24 protein-coding genes are annotated in these 20,870 nt (G+C 61.2%); 7 read left to right on the top strand and 17 right to left on the bottom strand.

Going from position 1 to position 20,870, the window contains the following annotated elements; translation table 11 throughout:
• The first annotated feature begins 265 nt into the window (after positions 1 to 265).
• Together TL5118_RS14400 and TL5118_RS14395 are read left to right on the top strand one after the other, a co-directional pair.
• Positions 266 to 511, top strand: a complete 246-nt coding sequence (locus tag TL5118_RS14400; protein WP_058243456.1) for a type II toxin-antitoxin system ParD family antitoxin — start codon at positions 266 to 268, stop codon at positions 509 to 511.
• Positions 405 to 818, top strand: coding sequence for a type II toxin-antitoxin system RelE/ParE family toxin (locus TL5118_RS14395; protein WP_306434281.1), 414 nt, complete (start codon positions 405 to 407; stop codon positions 816 to 818). The genes TL5118_RS14400 and TL5118_RS14395 overlap by 107 nt, the downstream gene beginning before the upstream one ends.
• 33 nt (positions 819 to 851) lie before the next feature.
• Here the strand turns inward: TL5118_RS14395 and TL5118_RS14390 are convergent, their stop codons facing one another.
• Positions 852 to 1,901: a nucleotidyltransferase family protein gene (locus tag TL5118_RS14390; RefSeq protein ID WP_370701682.1), complete on the bottom strand. Its 1,050-nt coding sequence runs from the start codon at positions 1,899 to 1,901 to the stop codon at positions 852 to 854.
• A gap of 101 nt (positions 1,902 to 2,002) precedes the next feature.
• The gene (locus TL5118_RS14385) at positions 2,003 to 2,932 is read right to left on the bottom strand and encodes a DUF2493 domain-containing protein (RefSeq protein ID WP_058243458.1); all 930 of its coding nucleotides are present in this window, start codon (positions 2,930 to 2,932) and stop codon (positions 2,003 to 2,005) included.
• 629 nt (positions 2,933 to 3,561) lie between these two features.
• On the opposite strand from TL5118_RS14385, the gene TL5118_RS14380 reads away from it, so the two are divergent.
• The 5 genes from TL5118_RS14380 to TL5118_RS14360 all read left to right on the top strand — a co-directional run bounded on the left by TL5118_RS14380 (position 3,562) and on the right by TL5118_RS14360 (position 7,452).
• Positions 3,562 to 3,837 (top strand): hypothetical protein, encoded by a 276-nt coding sequence (locus TL5118_RS14380; RefSeq protein ID WP_009807941.1) that lies wholly within the window; start codon positions 3,562 to 3,564, stop codon positions 3,835 to 3,837.
• Complete coding sequence (locus TL5118_RS14375; protein ID WP_058243459.1) at positions 3,837 to 4,169, top strand: type II toxin-antitoxin system RelE/ParE family toxin; 333 nt, start codon at positions 3,837 to 3,839, stop codon at positions 4,167 to 4,169. Before TL5118_RS14380 ends, TL5118_RS14375 begins: the two co-directional genes overlap by 1 nt.
• Positions 4,170 to 4,564: 395 nt before the next feature.
• The gene (locus TL5118_RS14370) at positions 4,565 to 5,860 is read left to right on the top strand and encodes a sulfite oxidase (protein ID WP_058243460.1); all 1,296 of its coding nucleotides are present in this window, start codon (positions 4,565 to 4,567) and stop codon (positions 5,858 to 5,860) included.
• 58 nt (positions 5,861 to 5,918) lie between these two features.
• The gene (locus TL5118_RS14365; protein WP_058243461.1) at positions 5,919 to 6,629 is read left to right on the top strand and encodes a c-type cytochrome; all 711 of its coding nucleotides are present in this window, start codon (positions 5,919 to 5,921) and stop codon (positions 6,627 to 6,629) included.
• 73 nt (positions 6,630 to 6,702) lie between these two features.
• Positions 6,703 to 7,452 carry a sulfite exporter TauE/SafE family protein gene (locus tag TL5118_RS14360; protein ID WP_058243462.1) on the top strand — a complete coding sequence of 250 codons (750 nt, stop codon included), beginning with the start codon at positions 6,703 to 6,705 and terminating at the stop codon, positions 7,450 to 7,452.
• On the opposite strand, the gene TL5118_RS14355 is transcribed toward TL5118_RS14360, so the two are convergent.
• From TL5118_RS14355 to TL5118_RS14285, 15 genes are all read right to left on the bottom strand, one after another.
• Positions 7,453 to 8,193, bottom strand: a complete 741-nt coding sequence (locus TL5118_RS14355) for an anti-sigma factor (RefSeq protein WP_058243463.1) — start codon at positions 8,191 to 8,193, stop codon at positions 7,453 to 7,455.
• Positions 8,190 to 8,900, bottom strand: coding sequence for a sigma-70 family RNA polymerase sigma factor (locus TL5118_RS14350; protein ID WP_242601789.1), 711 nt, complete (start codon positions 8,898 to 8,900; stop codon positions 8,190 to 8,192). Before TL5118_RS14350 ends, TL5118_RS14355 begins: the two co-directional genes overlap by 4 nt.
• Before the next feature lie 153 nt (positions 8,901 to 9,053).
• A complete protein-coding gene (locus TL5118_RS14345; protein WP_058243465.1) occupies positions 9,054 to 9,782 on the bottom strand; it encodes a DUF736 family protein in 729 nt (242 codons plus the stop codon).
• A 124-nt stretch (positions 9,783 to 9,906) separates the two neighbouring features.
• On the bottom strand, positions 9,907 to 10,209 hold the full coding sequence (locus TL5118_RS14340) for a hypothetical protein (RefSeq protein ID WP_058243466.1): 303 nt from the start codon (positions 10,207 to 10,209) through the stop codon (positions 9,907 to 9,909).
• Between the two features lie 100 nt (positions 10,210 to 10,309).
• Positions 10,310 to 10,771 carry a DUF6915 family protein gene (locus tag TL5118_RS14335; RefSeq protein WP_058243467.1) on the bottom strand — a complete coding sequence of 154 codons (462 nt, stop codon included), beginning with the start codon at positions 10,769 to 10,771 and terminating at the stop codon, positions 10,310 to 10,312.
• A 1-nt stretch (position 10,772) separates the two neighbouring features.
• On the bottom strand, positions 10,773 to 11,159 hold the full coding sequence (locus TL5118_RS14330; RefSeq protein WP_058243468.1) for a DUF6878 family protein: 387 nt from the start codon (positions 11,157 to 11,159) through the stop codon (positions 10,773 to 10,775).
• A gap of 121 nt (positions 11,160 to 11,280) precedes the next feature.
• Entirely contained in the window at positions 11,281 to 15,543 is a 4,263-nt protein-coding gene (locus tag TL5118_RS14325; protein ID WP_058243469.1) for a strawberry notch-like NTP hydrolase domain-containing protein, read from the bottom strand.
• A 106-nt stretch (positions 15,544 to 15,649) separates the two neighbouring features.
• Complete coding sequence (locus tag TL5118_RS14320) at positions 15,650 to 15,901, bottom strand: type II toxin-antitoxin system RelE/ParE family toxin (protein ID WP_058243470.1); 252 nt, start codon at positions 15,899 to 15,901, stop codon at positions 15,650 to 15,652.
• 10 nt (positions 15,902 to 15,911) lie between these two features.
• Positions 15,912 to 16,211, bottom strand: a complete 300-nt coding sequence (locus tag TL5118_RS14315; RefSeq protein ID WP_044353023.1) for a type II toxin-antitoxin system RelB/DinJ family antitoxin — start codon at positions 16,209 to 16,211, stop codon at positions 15,912 to 15,914.
• Positions 16,212 to 16,315: 104 nt separating this feature from the next.
• Positions 16,316 to 16,972: a DUF6927 domain-containing protein gene (locus TL5118_RS14310; RefSeq protein WP_058243471.1), complete on the bottom strand. Its 657-nt coding sequence runs from the start codon at positions 16,970 to 16,972 to the stop codon at positions 16,316 to 16,318.
• A complete protein-coding gene (locus TL5118_RS14305; protein ID WP_058243472.1) occupies positions 16,972 to 17,565 on the bottom strand; it encodes a hypothetical protein in 594 nt (197 codons plus the stop codon). Before TL5118_RS14305 ends, TL5118_RS14310 begins: the two co-directional genes overlap by 1 nt.
• Before the next feature lie 74 nt (positions 17,566 to 17,639).
• Positions 17,640 to 19,622 carry a ParB/RepB/Spo0J family partition protein gene (locus TL5118_RS14300; RefSeq protein ID WP_058243473.1) on the bottom strand — a complete coding sequence of 661 codons (1,983 nt, stop codon included), beginning with the start codon at positions 19,620 to 19,622 and terminating at the stop codon, positions 17,640 to 17,642.
• Between the two features lie 158 nt (positions 19,623 to 19,780).
• Positions 19,781 to 20,170 (bottom strand): DUF3768 domain-containing protein, encoded by a 390-nt coding sequence (locus tag TL5118_RS14295; protein ID WP_058243474.1) that lies wholly within the window; start codon positions 20,168 to 20,170, stop codon positions 19,781 to 19,783.
• Positions 20,171 to 20,258: 88 nt separating this feature from the next.
• Entirely contained in the window at positions 20,259 to 20,468 is a 210-nt protein-coding gene (locus tag TL5118_RS14290) for a DUF6330 family protein (RefSeq protein WP_058243475.1), read from the bottom strand.
• A 23-nt stretch (positions 20,469 to 20,491) separates the two neighbouring features.
• Positions 20,492 to 20,870 (bottom strand): zincin-like metallopeptidase domain-containing protein (locus TL5118_RS14285; protein WP_242601788.1); only part of this gene is annotated, 379 nt, incomplete at its 5' end.

Raw genomic sequence — 20,870 nt, 5'->3', positions numbered from 1 at the left:
CTTGCCCCGCTAACGATGTGCGTGAGGTGCGCACCATCCCCAGCCCATACCGATGCGGATGGGCCGCACTCTGACGGACTTGGTAGAGGGATAACGGTGCTGGCCGCCGCAGACTGTCGATCATGCGTGACCGACCGCACGCGCCATGAGACATGACGAAAGGTCCGCGAGAAGCTGGAGGCGGACAAGTGTATGGCAATTTTTGCCAAATATTTTGACAAGACTTGGCATACGATGATATCTTACCCAATGAAGGAGGATTGCTATGGCAACGATGAATGTTTCTCTCCCCGATCCGATGAAGACCTGGGTTGAAGCACGACTGAAGGATGGCAGCTTCAGCAATACGAGCGATTATGTGCGTCACCTTATACGCCGTGACCAGGAGCGCGCGCAAGCGATCGATGCTTTGCAACAAGCGATCGATGTTGGCCTCAAGAGCGGCAACCCCGAGCCGTTCGACTTTAAGACGTTCAAGGCGCAGATGCGGGAGAAACATGCCCGCAAGTAATCTCACTGCCTACCGGCTCACACCGGCAGCCCAATGCGACCTGGAAGACATCTGGCTTTACACAGCGCAGACGTGGTCTATGGCGCAGGCCGACCGCTATACTGACATCATAGAAGATACCTTCGATCGGTTGCTCTTCATGCCGGAGATGGCCCGTGAGCGCCCGGAGTTCGATCCACCTGTGCGCATCCATCCAAGCTCGAGGCATCTGATCATTTATCGGGTTGAGCAAGACCAGTTGATCATCTTACGCGTCCTGGGAGCAGGTCAGGATTGGCAAACGATCCTGAGAGCTGCAGATCAGTAACTGGGTGGATCCTGTGTGTCTTCGCCATGACAATCACACTCCCAACCCGTCGAGGATTAGTTTCGTCTCCGGCATCCGCTTCAGCGAGTTGCCGATATGCTCCCGCCAGCGCGGGCCAACCTCCAGAGCAGCGGCATAGGCGCCGGCCAGATCATCAGGGCGATCCTCGGCCATCGCCTCGATCAGGAAGGCCGCCTGCTCGCGGTCCTTGGCCGACTTGAGGCTGCCTGCCCCATCCCGCCGCCGATTGGCAACGATCAGTTTGTGGATCGCATAGCGCTCCGGGCGCGGGACCTGCACGAGTATGCCGGATCGATAGATCGCCGCCGCATGGATCGGCTCGGCAATCAGGAAATTAAGATAGTTCAATCCTTGGGCGTTCACGCCCAATGCTGGCAAATCACGGATGGTCTCATCCCCGAACGCTGGTGTGAGAAACTCGACCAACTGGCCACTCCCACCCTGGGCCCATCGCCAGGTCCGGCCCTTGTCGAGCCCAGGGACCGGATCAAATTTGAGTGCCGAGAAGGTCTCGGCCAGACCCGGGTCGACCTGATCCTGAAGCGCCACGCTCAGTTTTTCGAACTGGGCGATGTCGATGTCGCCGGTGTTGGCCATACCGCCAATTGGCAGACGGATACCAAGCTCGCCTTCATAGAAGCGAAATGCATTGGTTCCGACGATGGTGCCACCCAAACGGAAAGTCCCAGCAGCCGCCATCGCCGACAGGATGGACCCCGTTGCCCGATCGGTGGGCGTCATGCCTTCCGCACGCAAGAGCCGAACAAGCCGCGACCGTGCCGCCTGCCGATCCTTGGCGGTTGCGCGCAGCTCTTCGATCCGGTCGATACGTGCACGCGTCTCGTCACTGTTCTCGCCGATATAGATGAACCGCATCTCGGTTCCAACGCGCCGAGCCGCATACCAATAAGCCTTGTCGCCGCGCTCCTTGAGCGTCGGCTTGCCTTCGACACCGGACAAAGCGTCGTCCTTCAAAAGACGTACCAGATCGGTGTAGGCGCTCATCGCGATGCTGCTGAGTGGGGTCATGCCTATCATTTCAAAGTTTTGCTTGGCACGCATATACCTATCAAAACACAAAATTGCTAGGCAAAAGAAACTGAGGTCACCTCCACATCCCTGAGAAACGACGAAAGGGCCGCGCCAAGCGCGACCCCCTCTCTTCAATCCAGCGCAGTCTTCTTCGCCGGGTCAGCAACCCGCATGACCGTCAGACCTTTCGCTTCCGCCTTCTGCCCGAGGTTCAGCGCGACCCCGTTGCCGCCGAAGAGTACAACCCCCGTCGCCGCGAGCTTGTCATCCAGCATTTCGTCGTTGCACTTGAACGGTGCCGCCCGCCCATGCGCAGACCAGCGCGGATCGAAGCGCGCCTGCGCGACCCCGCGTGCCCGGGCCCACCGAGCCGCAATCATCTCCGCCCCGTGCTTGCAACCCTTGTGGCAGAGGAAGATCTCCTGATTGCGGTTCTGCTTGATCCGTTCGCGAACCTTGTCGAGCGTGTTGAAGATCACATCGACATCGGTCCAGTCGGTGGCGCCCGAGACGATCAGGGGAACCCCCTCGACTTTCGACTTCTCGGCAGTCTCGCGATCGTGCTGTTCGAGGAGCTGCCGTGCCTCGAAGACCGCCCCGGTCTCCTGCGCCCGGACGCTTGCGCGCGACCCGGCTGCCGGGATGTAGGCGTGGCCCGTCTCGATCTCGTAGCATTCCGCCGCTGCCTCGCTCATCACCTCGATGGCGCTGACAATCTCGCGCAGCTGCACAAAGCGCGCCTGCGCCTCTTCGAGCGCGGTCTCGGCGATCTCCGATCCGTCGTGGGATTTTGCCAGCGCGCCGATCTTGTCGGCGGTGCGGTCGACCTCCTTGCCGAGTGCCACCTTGCGGCGCTGCAGGATCGTGGCGAGCCCATGGGCCAGCGGTTCTATTTCGGCTTCAAGCCCGGTCCCGCGCAGCTGACCGAGCAAAACCTCGAAGCTCTCGCGAATGATGTGGTCGGTCAGGACGCGATCCTCCGGGATCGGCAGCTGCGCGTCCTTCTCGGTCAGTCCGAAAAGCTCGATGGTCTCGTAGGTGTTTGCGGTGTCGTAAGCCATGTCTGGTCTCCAGTGTTCGGTTGCAAGGCCACCACGTGAGTGTGGGGGCATGGCCGAATGCCTGGTTTCCGAATCTGCCCGGGTCAGGGACGGCGCAGCCGCCGGCTTGCCGGGCGCAAAAGTTTTCTGCGCGCAGCACCCGCGACACGCGCACCCTTGTGCACGGGACCACCCCCCACCACTGGCGCCGCCCTCGCCGAAAAGTTTTGCGATCCTTGACGCGGGCTGATTTGGGGGCCATCCGGAGGATATGCTTCCACGCTCATGTGTGTGTGTTTTGACGATAGGTTTGCCCGACCCGAGCAGGCAAACGGCCCGACCGGACGCGGGAGACGGATGGAGCGGCGGGATCGTTTTGGCCTCAGGCCAAAACAGACCAGAGCGCAATCCGGCGGAGCGGCCGGGGAGGGACGTGCTCGCGAGGCGGGCAAACCGGGATGCCAGGCGCGACGCCGCGGTGAGGCCGCATGGCCGAATGCGCGACGGACCGAAGGGCCGTTCTCACCTGCGACTTGGCGTACCGAGCTGGGGAGGCCGACAGGCTGTTGACGCATTTCGCTCGGTCGGCCTGATCTGCTTGCCAGAAGCGGCGAAATTCGGTAGTCTATTGGAGCACCAAGGAGTCCGCAATGAGCGTTCAAAAGCAATCCGTCAGTTTCACCGACACGGCCTACACATTTGCCAAGGAACTGGTCGAAGCTGGCGAGTACCCAAATATGAGCGCGGCGGTCTCGGGTGAGTTGGCGAAGGCCAAGGCAGAGCGGGATCGTGAACGGTCTTTGTTTGAGGCTGAATTGGAACGCCGCCTGTCTCTGCCACTCGACCAATGGGAACCCGTCGGCGAAGCGTCCGACGTCACGGCCAGCGCACGGGCCCATCTTGCCGCGATGGCCAAAAAGACCTGATGCGATTTATCAGGCATCCGTTCTTCGAACGGGACCTTATCGGTATCGTTGATCATATTGTCGACGTGACTGACGGTGACGTTGTAGCAGCGAGCCACAGGCTCGATGAAATCGATGCCCTTATCCAGAACATTGCCGCAAACCCAAAATCTGGTGCTCGCCTCAGCGGCAAGTTGGACGGATGGCTGGTGCGCCATGGCGGCACCGGTCAGCGACTGACCATCGTATTCAAACCGGATGTGGACGCCGCACAGATATATCTCGCTCTTGTCGCGTTCGGCGGCCGGGATTGGATGCGACTGGCGTCAGCGAGACAGCTGTTCGCTGACTAGCCTTACAGCCATGGAGTGGCCAAGAAGTTGTAGACTGAACCTTCGCTGCGCTCGAGTTGAACGGACAAGATGCGGACTTTGCCGCCGTCTGCCACTTTGTAGCGAACGGCTGTTTTTTGCGTTTTGTGACGGCAACGAAAAACAGCAAGGGCGGAGACGGTCTTTCGCAGCTCATGCACTCACGTCGAACGGCAAACTCAAAAGCGGACACTGGAAATCGCGTTAGATAGCCGGTGGCTGGCATCAGTGGGCTTTTTTGCGCTGCAAACTCGGACACACGAACCTGCGTGTCAAAAAATTCTCAAACGTTCGGAATAAATCGCCTTCCCTGTACGTCTCTCTATCAAATGACGGTGTGCGATTGTGCACCGCACCAGCAGCCTAGGGAGGAAAACATGGCGCTAGATGAGGACAAGAAACGCTCGGTTCAGGAGTTTTTTGCGGACGATCCGGAGAAGGCAGACAAAGAGTTTTTCGGACGGGTCGCGAACCCAGACCGGCGCGGGTTTCTGAAGCGCACCGGCCTGGCCACGATGGCCGCGATGGTTGGCACATCAATCCCCTTCCACCGCAACATGCCTATCGGTTTCGTGCCCGCCGCAATGGCGCAAGAGAATGTGCTGTTCGGCAAAGACGGGCTGACTTTGCTCAATGACCGCCCGGTGAATGCCGAGACCCCGCCCGAACTTCTTGACGATGCGATCACGCCCACCAGCCGCCACTTCATTCGCAACAACGGCATCCCGCCGGAAGATGTCGATCCAGCTACGTGGACGCTGACCATTGACGGTTTCGTCGATACGCCGCTTGAACTGACCATTGCTGACATGCGTGAGCAGTTCGAGGTCGTGACTATGGCGCTGACTCTGGAATGCGGCGGTAACGGCCGTGGCTTTTTCAATCCACCAGCCAAGGGGAACCAGTGGACCTACGGGGCCGTTGCATGCTCGGAATGGACCGGCGTGCGCCTCAAGGACGTGCTCGAGAAGGCGGGTGTGCAGTCGAACGTTGTCTACACCGCGCATTACGGCGCCGACGGACACCTGTCGGGCGACCCGGACAAACTGCCGATCTCGCGTGGCGTACCCATTGCAAAGGCCATGACCGACAACATCCTGATCGCGTTCGAGATGAATGGCGATGCGTTGCACCCGATGAACGGCGCTCCGCTGCGTCTTGTCGTGCCGGGCTGGCCGGCCTCGACGGGACATAAGTGGCTAACCCGGATCGAGTTGCGCGATCAGGTGCATGACGGCCCAAAGATGACGGGAACGGCCTATCGCGTTCCGGCCTATCCAGTTTCCGCAGGGCAGGACGTGCCGAAGGAAGATTTCGTGATCATCGAGAGGATGCCGGTCAAATCGCTGGTAACCTTCCCGGCAAATGGCGCGGAGTCCGGAATGGAGACCGAGGTGCGCGGCCATGCATGGTCAGGCGATCGCACCGTTAGCAAGGTCGAGATTTCGACCGATTTCGGTTCAACCTGGATGGACGCTGAGCTGGATGCGCCGGTCAATGACGGTGCCTGGCAGAATTGGCGCGCCAACGTCACATTCCCGCAAGCGGGATATTACGAGGTCTGGGCGCGTGCCACCGACAGCGAAGGCACCATGCAGCCCTTTGCCATCGACTGGAACCCGAAAGGCTATCTGAACAATACCATGCACCGCGTGGGTGTTCGCGCAAGCTGACCAATACCGGGGCGGCTTGAAGCCGCCCCCACCAACACTTCCAGACTGGAGTAACCTCATGTGCTTCGCAACTCTGCGAAATCTTTCTCTTTTTGCACTTGCCTTCGGCCTTGCCTCACCCGCTCTTGCTGATCTTGACGCAGCCCTCGCCGCCGCCGACGCCACCAAGGGGGAGCGCGTCTTCAAGAAATGTGCCGCCTGTCACACCGTCGAACAAGGTGGTAAGAAAAAGGTCGGCCCCAACCTTTATGGCACCTTAGGCGGGCCAGTCGCCGCTGATGACAGCTTCAAGTATTCCAAAGCCCTGACCGAATACGGTGGCGAGTGGACTCTTGAACGGCTTGATGCGTTTCTCACGAAACCTAAAGCCGAGGTAAAAGGCACCAAGATGAGTTTTGCCGGGCTCAAGAAAGAAAAAGATCGTGCGAACTTGATCGCCTATCTGAACACGTTCTCCGACAACCCCTTAACCCTCGGCGCGACCGAGGCTGTATTAGAGACGACTGAGGGTGAGGAAGAGTACGAATTCGGAGTTCTGTTCGATGCGCCGGGCGTCGAGACAACGTACTATAGCTGTATCGCCTGTCATTCCGAGATGATTGTCGCCCAACAGGGGCTGACCCGCGCCGAATGGGACGAAATGTTCGAGTGGATGGTCGAAGAGCAAGGGATGTCCGAAATCGAGGAACCCGACAGAACCGAGATCCTCGACTATCTTGCCGAACACTACAACACCGACAGGCCGAACTTTCCGCGCCCGCTCAACTGAATAGATGGGGTCAGTAACAAGTCGAATTGTCAGGGCCCGACATCCTGATCTCGCGCTGTACTGAGGATATGCGATGGAAGCATTTGACGTCATTTTGATTGGTGCAGTTTTGGGAGTGGCGGCGATCCTGTACTCCTCTGTTGGTCATGGCGGCGCTTCAGGGTACATCGCGATCATGGCGCTTTTCAGTCTGTCACCAGACGTCATCCGACCGATTGCCCTGTCACTCAATGTTGTGGTCGCCGGGTTCGCGACTTGGCGGTTTTCGCGGGCTGGCTACGTGGATTGGCGATCGGCCATTCCGGTCATTTTAGCGTCAATGCCGTTGGCGTTCATCGGCGGCGGCATAGAGTTGCCAGGCAGTGTATATCGGCCGTTACTCGGCACGCTGCTAGTTCTTTCCGCCGTCTACATGGTGTGGTCCGTGACCCGATCACCGCAGTTCTACGACGATGCCAAGCGAAGATTGCCATTGATCGGGAGTGTTTCGGCAGGCGGTGCAATCGGGCTTTTCTCCGGCCTCTCGGGTATCGGAGGTGGTGTCCTGCTCAGCCCGCTCTTTGTGATCTCAGGTTGGGCGGGTGCCAGACAGACTGCAGGCATCGCTGCCGTGTTCATTTTTTTCAATTCGCTCGCTGGTTTGGCTGGAAACCTTACGAATGTGAGCAGCATCCCTGGACAATTGTTGCCTTGGGCACTGCTTGTATTCGTCGGATCAATTGTCGGCACTGGGCTGGGAGTACGGTCGTTGCCTGTCAAACCATTGGTTTTTATCCTGGCATTGGCGGTCTTGATTTCTGGTCTGAAGTTCGTGCTGCTTTAGCTAGCCTACGCAACGCGCTGCATTCGCCGTCGTTTCGGCTAAAGATGCCATCATCTGTTCGTTGGCCTGCTGTCCGGTCGTCAGCTTCAGATAGGATGCAATCCCATCAAACTTTTCTTGGTCCATGCCAGTTGCGACAATCATATGCCACATATTGTTCGCCGTGGACCATTCAGCGACTTGCATTCCTGCCGAAGGGCTCTGTTCACCCGGGGAAAGCGCCCCACGGAAGTAAGTCAGACGACACCCATTGCGGCCCGCGTAGTGGGTCACATGGCCGTCATTCATGTCTTTCACGGCAACAGCCATCAAATTTGCGCTGCCGAGGTTCGGGGCATCTACGTTCTGCTCAGCCGCGAGCACCCGCATGTCTTCCGACTCAACCACGAATGATTGGGCTGCAAAGTCTGCGTGGATGTCGAAGGCCGACGGTGCTTTAAAAAACTGAGGACCAGCTGCAACGGCCAAAGCAATCGCGGCCGCAACCGCCCCGCCAATAAGCCACTGTGCGGGTCGCGAGTTCTGGTTCGCTGGCATGTCCGGCTGCAGCGAAGGAATCTGCTGCGTATCCGGACGCAGGGCACCAAGGCTCGCTGAGACGCTCGAAACATCCCTTAAGGCCTCTTCGAGCAACGGTTCCGACGATAGCCGCGCCTCCAGGGCTCGGCGCTCCGTATCGCCCAACTCGCCGTCATGATAGGCGTTAATCAGTTTCCAGTCTTTCTCGTTCAACTCGTTCATCTTCTGCTTTTCTCAATCTCACTGCGTGCGTCCGTCCCCTCGACCAGCGCCAACAGGGCTTTCCTGGCGCGGCTGATACGGCTCATGATCGTCCCGTTCGCTACACTCATCACATTCGCTGCTTCGGCGTATTTCAATCCCATAATGTCCACAAGACACAGCACTTCGCGCATGTCCGGCGGCAGTTTTTCGAAGGCCATGCGAATGAGGATGTCCCGTGCCACGTCCGATGTTCCTGCTTCATCAGAGAGACGTTTCTCCGCCGCCAAATATTCCCGGCGCACACGTCTTTTTCTCAACTCATCGTAATGCAGGTTGCGGATCACCCGAAACATCCACGGTCTCAGTTCGTTGAGTATCGTAGGACGGTTGTCGGTTCTCAGTGCCCGCTCGATGGCGTCCTGCACAAGGTCTTCGGCATCATCGGAGGACGAACAAATGGCAATCGCATAGGCCCGGAATTCCGGGAGAAGAACTTCAATTTGAGTAAGCGACGCCATCTCAGCACTGTGCTTCAAATTGAAGGATCGGTCAAAGAATCTTGGCGTTTGACCAGCTCGAGGTCCTTTTCTGGTGCGGCGAATGGAAGCAAAGCGGGTCGCAGCCGCAGCATCCGGACACGTTGGCAAACGGCAGGAATGGGTCACCCTTACCATTCCCAATGTCAGCATCGCGCGCTTCGAAGCCATCCGTGCAAGATGCAGCATTACGCATTTTGGGCTCTTCGGTAGCATTAGCTGCGGGCGAGACGAACGTCTGAAATGTAGGCCGGGTTCAATCAACCACGCCAGCACAGCAAAAGGGGAACCGTGGTCCCACGGCTCCCCTTTCGGTTCAGATCGTCTCCCCTCGCGCGTTAATCACGCGACCAGCGACAGCCCCGCGCCCGCGTCCTGCGGCTGTTCACCGCTATCGATGAACGGGATGATCGAGAAGGTCTGCCCGCCGCGCTGCTCTTCGTTCTGCACGGCGTTGACGCGCAGGTCGCCATCGGGCGTGTTGATCAGCAGCGACAGATAGTCATTGCCCGTGCGGCTGCTTTTCGCCATCCAGGCCGAGCCGACGCGGATCGGTGTGCCCCGGGGCGAGCTGACCTCGATCCGGTAATCGGGGTGGGTCTCCTCGGATTTATAGCTGTTCTCGATCAGCATGAACTCCAGATCGAACATCATGTTGGCAATGTAGCCGGTGAAGGCGTTGTCGGCGTCCATGGCTGTCAGCTCGCCCGAGATCGAGCCGGATTTCATCAGGCCGTTCGAGACCAGCGGGATGATCTCGAATTCGCCGCTCTGGGCCGCGCGCGCCTCTTTCGTCTGCACCGCGTTGATCCGGAACGGGCCCAAGCCGACATCGATCTGCATCGAGATGTAGGGGTTGCCGCTGGTATTGCCGGTCTCGTTCCAGGCCGTGCCGATGCGCACCTTGCGGCCTGATTTGTTGACTGCGGTCACATCGAAATCCGGGCTGCGTTCGGACATCTTGGCCCGCGCCTCCAACTGGATGGCGATGTCAAAGCGCGTCGAGTGGATCATGCCGGTGTACTGAGCGGCTGCGGTCTCGACATTGCGGGTGAGGGTTCCTGCGAACATGGGATGGTTCCTTTTGGATTGGCCGGTGCCTGACGTTCTTGCCAACGCATCCGGGATTGCTTTCTCGACCCCTTGAGGGATCACAAATCAGAAAGCCTGCTTTCCTTTCAGCCCCGCCCACGGGTCAGAGCTGCCGTCCGAGTGGGAATGCTCCCGCGCCTCCGGGTGCTATGCCCCTCTCCTGCCCGTCTGGTCTTGATTGGCTGCCCGGATTTTCCGCGCTGTCCTCCGATTGCGCGACGAAAAACTCTCCCTCTTTACCGTTCAACCTTTGCCCGCCCCGATCGGTCAAGCCGATGCAGCTGCCGTTCGGCACGTAGGTGATCAGGTACTGACCGAGCCTGTCCTTGTGGACAACGTAGCCGGTATTGGTCCAATGCACGGTCTGGCCGGCATCAACGGCCGCCTTGATGTCATCGAGTGTCATGTGATCCTCCTCACGAAGAATGGTGGGGAAACGACGCAAGAAGCCCGATCTTCCAACCGGGCTTCAGTGCGGCATTCAATTGGCAAAAAGCCGGGTCCTGTCAGGCACCTTGCGTGGCTTGCATCGCGCGCGCAGCCATCCAATCCTTCAGGCCAAGAACCGTTCGTCCGGCGGCGACTTCGGAGGCCCAGGCGACCCTTGGGTCGCCGCAGGGCTCCCCGCTGACATGCTGCTCGATATGGCCATTGGCCATCCATGGCTCTGGCTGGATCCGTCGCAGCCAGTCCGCCATGCTCGGAATGCGGCCCTGGCAGTCTTCACGCACATGCTGCTCGCCGATCCAGCGCACGGGTATGTCCCGACCCGCGCTATTGGTCAGGGTCAGGCCGAAAACCCGTTCGGCCTCGAACAGGCCTTGGGAATGATGGCGCAAGGCCCGGTGCGTGAAAAGCGCGAGGTGCTCTTTCGAGGCGTCAAACCAATCGTGGACGGCCTGATAGTCAGACGGCACCCCGCCGAATTTCCGGGCGGAGCTTTCAGCATGATGAAGCGGATGGGCCATCTCACAGTCCTTCGTCATGGCTGTGCGAGCATTCAACGTAGCGGTCCGCATGATCGAGCGTGATGCTGTCGCCCGTGATGTCCCAGGTCAGCGTGCCGTAGCCGCCCTCGTTGTTCTCGAACCCCGGGTGATGGTGATAAGCGAGTGACCAGGCGAAGTCGCCAACCTCTGTCACAAGCGCCTCCGGCAGTTTGACCTCCGCAGGCTGCACCGTCACATCCTCGACATTGCCAGAGTCGCCATAGCCTTCGTATTCAGCGATGACCTCGTTGATGCCAAGCGCGCGCAATTGCGCGATCAGCTCCGCTCGGGATGCCTTCAAGGTGGTTTCGCGCTCCGCGCGCCACTGAGCCGCCATTGCGGCATAGTCCATTTGGGGTTTGATCATGGGTCTGTCCTTTTGTCTGCAATTGGGGGGCCGGGCGCGGCATTGGTCAGCGCGCGCCCGGAAAGCGCAGACCGGCCAAACGCCGATCCGCGATGCCCGACACAAAGCCCGCTTTGGCTTTTCAGGCGGCTTGGTCTGCCGCCTTGCTGGTTCCCTGCCCCACGATCCGGGCCAGAATGCTGACCGTGTCGACCCTGTCCCCATGTGGCAGGAACACCCGCAGCTGGAAGGCAATGATCTCGGTGAAACACCCCATTGCCTTGAGGCCTTCGATCATGCCCCGATCCGCGCCGCCCAACTCTAGGCGCATCTCGCCTGCGACCCGGCGACGGGTCAGGCTCAGGCCCCGGCCCAGATCGACCGGCGCGGTGGTGCCGAGGGCGGCAGTCAGCATCTCTTGCGGCGTTTGCGGGTTGGAGACAAGGAAGCGGGCGCGGAGCGCGGCCGCCCCTTCTTCGCTCAACGTGCGCCCGATCATCGCGGTCGCCCCGTCGGGCGTGACCCGGTAGATGCGCTCATTGGTGGCCGGAATCTCCTTCCAGATCGGCAACAGCAGCCCGGTCAGCAGGTAGAGCCTGGTCGTGGTGGTTTTTGGCAGGGACGCAGCCTCGGCATCCCAAAGCCCTGCAAACTCGGGCCTGCCGATCTCTTCCCAGGCCGAGGACGCGAACCGCGTTTCCTCCAGATAGCTCGACCCGTTGGGCCGCACTGTCTTGCGCATGAGCGTGACGATGTCCTCGTCATACATCTGCATGGGGCGCGCCGAGATGAGCGCCGCGCGGCCGGAGGCACGATTGACCATCGGCAGCTTATCGGGATTGCGCAAGAGGGCGTCATCTGCTGACAGCACGTGGACCGGGTCGGTAACCTCCAGCCCGACGATCCGCGTCACGGCGCCGGATTTCGGGCAGGTCCAGAGATCCTCTGTGGAGACCTGTTCGATCTTTTCGCCACGCAGGGTTTCCACGCCGAGATCGAGCGTGCCTGCCGCGCGCGCCCGTTCGGTCTGATCAGCGATCCGGCGCATGAACTCGGCAAAGAGCGCGTTCTGCATGTGGATGGGAAGGGCAAGCACCCGATTCAGAAACCGCTGGATCGGGGGAAGCTCCTCGAGAAGCACACCGTCCTTGTCGATCAGTCGCAGGGCTGTCCAGTCGGTGAAGCTCTCGTAGCTCATCGCCTCGGTGCGCCCGGCGGCAAGATCGGCATAGTAGCCACGCAATGCCGCCCGCGCGATCGGGCTTTCAAGATTGTCCTCCTCGCGGAACATTCCTTGCGAGCCGGTCTCGCGCTGGCCCTTGGTCAAGGCCCCCAGCTGGTCGAGGCGCTTGGCAATCGTCGAGGTGAAGCGTTTCTCACCATGCACATCCGAGGTGCAGACCCGGAAGAAGGGCGCGCTGACCTGGGCAGAGCGATGCGTGCGGCCGAGCCCCTGGATGGCCGCATCCGCGCGCCAGCCTGGCTCCAAGAGGTAGTGCCGCCGCCGTTTCTGGTTCTTCGCCGTTTGCGCCGCGTGATAGGACCGGCCCGTCCCACCCGCATCGGAGAAGATCAGGATATTCTTCTCGCCGTCCATGAAGGCTTGGGTCTCGGATGAATTGCTGCTGGCGGCGCGCTTCTCGATGAAGAGGTGGCCATCGTCCGCCTTCAGAGGTCGAATCGACCTTCCGGTCACTTCGGCCACGGCCTCGTCGCCAAAAGCCCAGAGGATCTGATCGAGCGCCGAGGGGATCGGCGCCAGCGTCATCAACTCCATCATGGCCGCATCGCGCAGGGCGAGCGCCTCGCGCGAAACAACCAGCGCGCCAGTTTCATCGCGGAGCGGCTCGGCCACCATGTTGCCGTCGATCTCGACCAGCTTTTGCGCATGGATCGGGAAGGCCTGCTCAAGGTAGCCCACTACGAAGTCGCGCGGCGTCAAGGCCCCCTCGACGAGCTCGTCTTCCGCGTCCATCGTTTCAAGCCGACGTTTCAGCAGGCTCTCACCCGTCGAGACCACCTGGATGACGCACGCGTGGCCCGTTGCCAGATCCTCCTCGATGGCGCGGATGATACTCGGCGCCTTCATGCCCATCAGGAGATGGTTGAAGAAGCGCTGTTTCGTGCTCTCGAATCGGGACTTGGCCGAGGCGCGTGCGGCCGACGCATTGCTCTCGCCCGAGGCGTCGTTGACACCGGTCGCAGTCAGTGCCGCCTCGAGATTGTGATGTATCGTCCGAAACGCGCCCGCGTATGCGTCGTAGATCTCGATCTGAGCCGGGGTGAGCGCGTGTTCGAGCACGTCGTATTCCACGCCATCGAAACTGAGGGCGCGGGCCGTGTAGAGCCCGAGCGTCTTGAGATCGCGCGCAACCACCTCCATGGCGGCGACACCGCCGGCTTCCATTGCCGAGACGAAACTTTCGCGGCTTGGGAAGGGATACTCTGGCCCCTGCCCCCAGAGCCCCAGCCGCGCGGCATAGGCCAAGTTGTGCACGCTCGTGGCACCCGTGGCCGAGATGTAAAAGACGCGGGCGCGCGGCGCGGCCAGTTGCAGCCGTAGGCCAGCAAGGCCCTGCTGGGAGGGTTTGACCCCCCTACCCTGCTCGGACCCGGCCGCGTTCTGCATCGCGTGCGCCTCGTCGAAAGCCAGCACGCCGTCAAAGTCTTCGCCCATCCAGTCGAAGATCTGGCTGAGCCGCGTGGTGCCGCATTTGCCCGCGGACCGCAGCGTGGCGTAGGTGACGAAGAGAATGCCGTCGCCCATGGGGATGGGCTGATCCGGTTTCCACTTCGACAGCGGCTGAATGTCGGCGGGCGAGCCGCCGAGATCGGTCCAGTCGCGGATCGCGTCCTCGATGAGCGTCGCAGATTTGGAGACCCAGATCGCCTTCCTGCGGCCGGCCAGCCAGTTCACGAGAATGAGCCCCGCGCATTCGCGGCCCTTGCCGCAACCGGTGCCGTCGCCGAGGAAATAGCCAAGGCGAAAGGCACGTGCCTCCGGGTCATCATCGGCGCGCGTCAGCTTGGTCTGATCCTCGTCGATGGTGAACCGTCCTGGCAGGTTACGCCCATGGGCATCATGGGCCATGATGATGGTCTCCAGCTGCGCTTCGGAGAGATGTCCCTCCTCGATCAGCTTTCCGGGCAGACGCAATTCTGCGCTGGCGGCACCTGAGGGCACCGGCGGTGCCACAGAGGCCATGGCGATGCTTTCGACGAGCGGCGTGGGATGTTCCTGCGCCCCCGCGATCGCGATCCGCTGCGGGCGGTAGCGCGCATAGATATCCGAGACGGGCGTGTTGTCGCGCGGGACATCGAAGCTTGTGAAGCTGAGCGGGATGGCAGCATTGGCGCGTGGTTTGGAGGCGGCGACTGTGGCAACTGGGCGCTTGCGCGTGACAGGTACTGGACCGACCGATCGCGCATGAGGGTTTGTCGCCGCCCGTTGAGCGGGGCGCGCTTCGGGCCGGGTCGCGGCCACGGCGTCGACAAAAGGCAAGGCTTCCTCCAGATCATGAACCGTGGCGCGGATCATCTCGCCATCCTCCTGCACCTTGTCGAAGACCATGAGCTGGGTTTCGACAGAGGTGCCGAGCTTGCGGTAGACCTGCCCCGGCATCGTCAACGCCAGTCGCGGCGTCAGGAGACCGCAGGCGCGCGACCAATGCGCGGCATCACGCTCAGATGTGAACCCCGGCGGCATGATCGCCACCAGCCGCCCACCGGGCGCCAGGCGCTTGGCAGCCGCGATGAGATGCTTGGCGGCGATGTGTTTGTCCCGGGAGCGATCGACCGAGGAGGCGAAGGGCGGGTTCATCACCACGACGTCGGGCAGGACCGGCGTCTGCAGCAAATCATCGATATGCTCGCCGTCATGGCCCATCACTTCGCCACCGAAAACCGCGCGCAAAAGGCGCTGGCGAAAGGGGTCGATCTCGTTGAGCACAAGCGTGGCACCGGCCCGGGCGGCGAAAGCAGCCAGGGCACCAGTGCCAGCCGAGGGCTCCAGCACGGTTTCGCCCTCGCGGATCGCCGCGGCCCGCAAGACCAGCGCCGCAAATGGCAGCGGCGTGGAAAACTGCTGCAGCCGGATCTGCTGCTCGGAGCGGCGGGTTTCCGTCAGGAGACGTGACGCAAGGAGTTTTGCGGCGGAGTAATCATCCTCACTGTTGTCGCCACGTAGCAGCGCCTGCACAGCCGCCGCCTGCATCAGGTCGTAGGCCATGCGCCAGTCCCAGGCACCCCCGGCATCGCTGCCTTGGAACGTCTCGCGCATGATACGCGCGAGCGCTGAACTGCGCAGGGGTTGGTGGTCGATCTCCGTGCCGATCTGCGCGAGTGCAGAGGTGAGGTTAGCGTCGGATTCAACAGGATTGGGGAGCGTTGAGCGGGGCTTGGACATGGGGGTTTCCTTTGGATCAGGGTCTGAGTTCCAAAGGAAAAAAAGCCCGCCCTACACTTTGAAGGCGTAGAGCGGGCAATTTCTTAGCGGGGGGCCTGCACCCCAATCAAGGCCACTGCTGCGCAGCATGAAGTACCCGCAGAATGGTCACCATCTCAGGGCTTTCAGCATAAACCACGATGTAGTTTGGCCGGACAACCATCTCCCGAGTCCCATCGACACGGCCCGCGCGGTACATCTGAGGGCGTTCTGGAAGGAGAGACGTCTTGTGTTCAATCTCGTCTTTGAGAACTTGAGCCGCATCCGGGTTGTCGTCGGAAATGTAGTCAATGATGGCCAACAGATCGGCGATGGCCATGGCTTTCCATTCAAGATTTGGCAAGGCGTTTCCCGTCAATCAATGCCTGGGCGTCTTGCATCGCCTTGGCATGGGGCGTTGTGGGCCTTGGATCGTCCAGCGCTTCCTGTACCTTCGCCCGGAACCAGGCGTCATAGGCATCCGGATCAGCGGTCAATCCGGCAGGCAATCCGCCTTCTGCGGCCACGCGGGTCAGAAGAATACGCACCGCGTCGGAGAGCGTCAGACCGACGCCCGCAAGTGCGTCCGAAGCCTGTGCTTTCAGCTGATCGTCAACACGGACATGAAGCATGGATGTTTGGGCAGGCATGGATGGTCCTCCAGTTGATGGGAGTGATGTATCTCATTTGAGATACGATTTCAAGTCGGCAGTATGTGCGCGCGTGGTCCTCTGGTGTTGTCTCAGCGGGAAACTCAGCCACCCTGCCCCGCCAGGAACTCCGCCAGCACAGGACTGGCCTCGCCCTTTGCAGAGCTGAGCAGCTCCGAGCCCGCAAGCGAGGCCTTCGAAAGCCGCACGAGTCCACCGGTTTCCTCGATGCGGTAGCAGCGGCGTTTTTGCCGCCCACGCCTGTAGTGGGTCGCGGTGACGATCTGGCAGGTGCTGCCATCGGTGAGCGTCACAGGTGCTGCGAGCTTGATCTTGTCGCCTTCCTCGTAGTCCGGGATCGCAGCCCAGTCCTGGCAGCGCTGGCGCCAGGCATGAGCATAGCTGTCTGGGTCCTTCAGCTCGGACAGCAGGGCCAACAGGCTCAGTGGCGCGCGGGATTCGACCGGTCCCGCGCTTTCCTCCATGTCCTTGTAGCCCCAGCAGCCGTCATCATATCGGGTAAGGAAGACGGCGGCGAAAGTGATCGAGCCGTCAGGATCGGTGACATAGGTCGCGTCCTCGACAGGGGTGCCGTCGCGATTGGTAACCCTAGCCGCTGCATACCAGGTGGAGCCAACCTTACAGGCCTTGACCAGTTCGGTTTTGCGCGTGTCGCTCTCGAAAGTACAGAGCCGGGCAATCTCCGCTTTCTCATCCGCATAGGTCTGAACGCGGCGATCGGTATAGAAGAGCCAACCCATTACGCCACCCTCCGGTCATCGATTTCCATAAGCGCATCAAGCGGCACGCGGTAGGGCTGCATCGCGTCGAAATCCTCACAATTGCCGCAGTTCTGCACGATCGCGAAGGTGTCGCAGGCATCCTTTAGGATGACCCGGAAGGTGCCGCCGAGGCCCGAGGGCACTTCGTAGGTTCCGCCGATGAGATAATCCGAGGCCCGGCGCACGAAGACGCGGATGCTGTGGCCATCCGTGGCAAGCCGGATCGCCCCCTGCCCCCGGTCGATGAGCACCTGCACATCGTCGAGAATGTCCGTGTAGAACTGACCGGTCAGATCGCGGAACGACATGCGGCGCTGCGCCATCCAGTCGGTGTCCCGGAACGGGTTCATGCCGTCGGCGAAGGCAAAGGAGGGATCGGCCTGCTCGGTGGTGACGATACGGGTGGTCGTGCCATCGATGCCGTTCGAGCGCAGATGCACACCATTGCCGACGATGAGGATCAGGGCCGGCCTGTCCACGGGCCCGTTCCAGTTGGGCAGGAAGGTTTTGCAGGCGCGCGCATGCGCGATTTGCGCCGCAACAGCGGACGCAGAGAACTTGAGAATAGCCATGGGGATGTCTTTCCGTTGGGTGTGGGAGGGGCGACCCGCGCGGGCGAAATGCTTCGCGCGGGTCGCGTGAGGACTCAGGCCGCTTGCGCGACCTCGCTGTCAGGCTCCGGGGTTTCCGCAGCGGACTCCGCCTCATCAAAGGCGGCACCGGCGGTCTGCATCATCGGCGGGCACCAGGCGGCCACCGCGGCGCGCTGCGCGTCCGTAAGCGTGGCAAAGGGCTCGGCAAAGAGCTTGTCGCAGAAGGCGACAATCTCCTTCTTGCTGGACGAAGCCAACGTCACCGCCTCCTGGGCGAGGCCCAGATCCTCGCCGAGGATTTTCAGGAGCCAGGCCTTCTTGAAGCGGCCCCACAGCGCCGCATTCGGCGTCCAGTGGGCGCGGATGTCGGGCATGATCTCGATCTCGAACGCATGCATCAGGCTGTCGCGCTGGCGGTCCCGCGCGAAGCAGGACTGCGTGGTGCTGGCCGTGGCATAGGCCACGAGCTTGGCCTTCTCCCCTGCTTCGAGCGCGCGAAACGCCGCGAACTGATCGGCGGGCGCGCGGGCGTCATCGAGCCAGGAGAGATCAAGTGCATCATGCGCCGCCGCCACCTGCTCGAGCGAGGTCTCGTCGATCTCGTCCATCTTGGCATGGCTGCGGTATTCCTTGCGGGCATCGATCTTGATCGCCTGCGTGACACTCATGCCGCTGGCCAGAACGTCACTGACCAGCTTGAAGAGCGTCAGATCCAGCGTGGCCTCCGGATGTAGCGCCATCGCGGCCCCAAGCGCCATGGCTCGCTCGGTCTTGAGGTCCTCAGCCAGCGAGGCCGGGTAGCTGATCTCGCCCGGGTCAGGGGCCTCTTCCCCCGTCTGACTACTCGAGGCGCCGCGCGTGCCCTCCGCTTTTACGGTGTCCTCCGGGCGTACGAGGCCGATATGGAGCGTCACCTGACCACTCGACCAGGACGCGACCACGCCTGCACGGGCCAAGTCCTCGGCGCTATAGGCCTCCTGCAGATCGCGCGCTTCCTCTTCCAAGGCGTCCACGCGCTCGTAAAGCGCGTTGTAGGCACTGTCCTCGAGCCCCTCATCCTCCATCTGTAGCTGCAGTTGCTCGAGCTCGGCGGTGATCTCATCGATGCGCTTCTGGGCGGTCTCATCAGGCTCGATCGGGCCGGGATAGACCCGGCCGTAGTCGGCCATGGTCGCGTAATCATACCGGACCATCGCATCGGCCCAGGCAAAGCCCAGTTTTATGCGGGCCTCTTCGGCAGCGGCACCGAGCTTTTCGAGCAGGATGGTCTCGACCAGCGCCACATCCTCGAGCACGGAATGCTCTTCCAGAAGGTCAGCCGCGACTGCGCCGCCACGCGCCTCGTAGTCCGCGCGCACGAAAGCCCCGATATCATCGCTGACCTGCACCCCGCGGGATTTGAGCGCCTGTCGAACGGTATAGGCCTGCAGGTAGCTGTCTTCCTTGGTGAGCGCCTCGTAGACCTCCTTCTGCACCTCCTGGCTCGGGTGCTCGGCGAAAGCCTTCATCGTGTCGAGCGTGATCACTTTGGCCCGGGCTGCAGCGCGGATATCGGGCTGAATCAGGCCATAGCGCAGCCGGCCCTTCACAGCCGCAACGGTGGTGCCGAATGTCTTGGCGATCGTCTCGGGCGTCTGGCCGTCGACCTCCATCATCCGAGCGAAGGCCTCGAACTCGTCGATCGCGTTCATCGGCGCTTGCGTGATATTCTCGGCGAGCGACAGAGCCGTGGTGACGTCGCAATCCTCAGGCACGAGGCGGCAGTCGACCTTGGTTTTCGCGGTGAACCCCTTCTCGCTCTTGTCCGCGACCAGTTCCTTCAGGGCGGCATGGCGTCGACCACCGGCCAGCACGGCGAACTTGCCGTCGAGCTTCTGGACCAGGAGCGGCTGCAAGAGGCCCAGCACCGCGATGCTGGCTTTCAGATGTGCGATGTTCTCGGGGTCATAGGTTTCCGGGGAGTTGCTGCGCACATTGGCGGGGTGGGCTGTCAGATCGCCAATAGCGACGGAGACGGGTTTGAAGCTTGTGGTCATGGGGTTTCCTTTTCGGTGGGTTTGGAGCGGCCCGCGCATTCAAATGTGCGGCCAATCCCCGGATCTGGGGATCACAAGGACAAAAGGTCCGCTCTCCCTTTTGAGGGGTCAGCGGACCTTGAGTTTGCGAATGGGTTTTCTTGGGAAGAGCCCCTGCCCTACCAGTCGCGCGCCATCATGATCGTCAACACGCGCATGGTGGTGGCCGGATTGTCCGGGGTCTCGGCCCCGTAGCGGAAATCGGAATCCGCTTCATACAGATCGATTTTCCAGAACACGGTCTCGCCTCGGATCTCGACCGCCCCGAAATCATGCCATCCCTCGGGATCATTGTCCTGCTCAAAGGTGGTAAACTCACCGGTGGCTTTCACCGCCTCGGCCATAAAGCCGTCACCGGCCTCCATGAGCGAGCGGGTGACATGCATCCGGCCTTGGATGGGCTGCGCGGGCGGCACGCCAAGGCACGCGAGCTTGCGAAACGCGTCGTTCTGCGCCGCGATCACGTTCGGATCCGGACGGTCTGGCTGGGGTTGAACGGTCATGGACATGGGGAATCTCCTTTGAGAAGTTGAAACACCCTTCCCAAAGCCCGCTTTTTCTTTTCTGCTTGTCGGAAGGACCGAAGCAGAAGGTGCACTACCCGAACAGCCCCTTGGGTCTGTAATTCGGGTTGGGGATGGTTTCGATCCAGCCGCCTTGGTGCTTGATGCTCTCGAGCGCTGCCGAGAGGGGATAAGCGCCGTCGGACGGGCTCCACCAATAAGCTCCGCGTTTGAAGGTGATGATCTTGCGGCGGCCGTCGTTGAAGCAGGCCACCCGCAGCGTCTTGGGTTCCTTGCGTGACATGCGAGTCTCCGTTCTCCGTGTGGTCAGGCGGCCTCGGCGCGGCCCCCTGCCCTGCCCGTCTCGGATCTGGCGATCAGATAGTCGCAGGCGCGCTGCGCATCCGCGGCGTGCTTGAAGATCGCGCCCTTGTCCGACCGAAGAACGCGCAACCAGTTGTGGAGGTAGGCGGCATTCATCTCGAGCGTATGCGCCGTAAAGCCGAGCGTCTGACCCAGGAACACCGAGGTCAATTCCGCGACGATCTCCTCGCGCGCATAGGACGTGTTGCCAAACTTCGAGAACCCGAAATCGCGGTTCAGTCGATGGGGGGCCTTCGTGGCATGGCCCTTATGCCGACATCGGCATAAGGCCCATAATGCCGAGGTTCGGATTATGCCGCGCCGTTCCTCATAACCTGTTGTT

This window comes from Thalassovita autumnalis (assembly GCF_001458255.1).
Classification (GTDB): domain Bacteria; phylum Pseudomonadota; class Alphaproteobacteria; order Rhodobacterales; family Rhodobacteraceae; genus Thalassobius; species Thalassobius autumnalis.
This window is presented reverse-complemented; position numbering and strand designations above follow the sequence as displayed.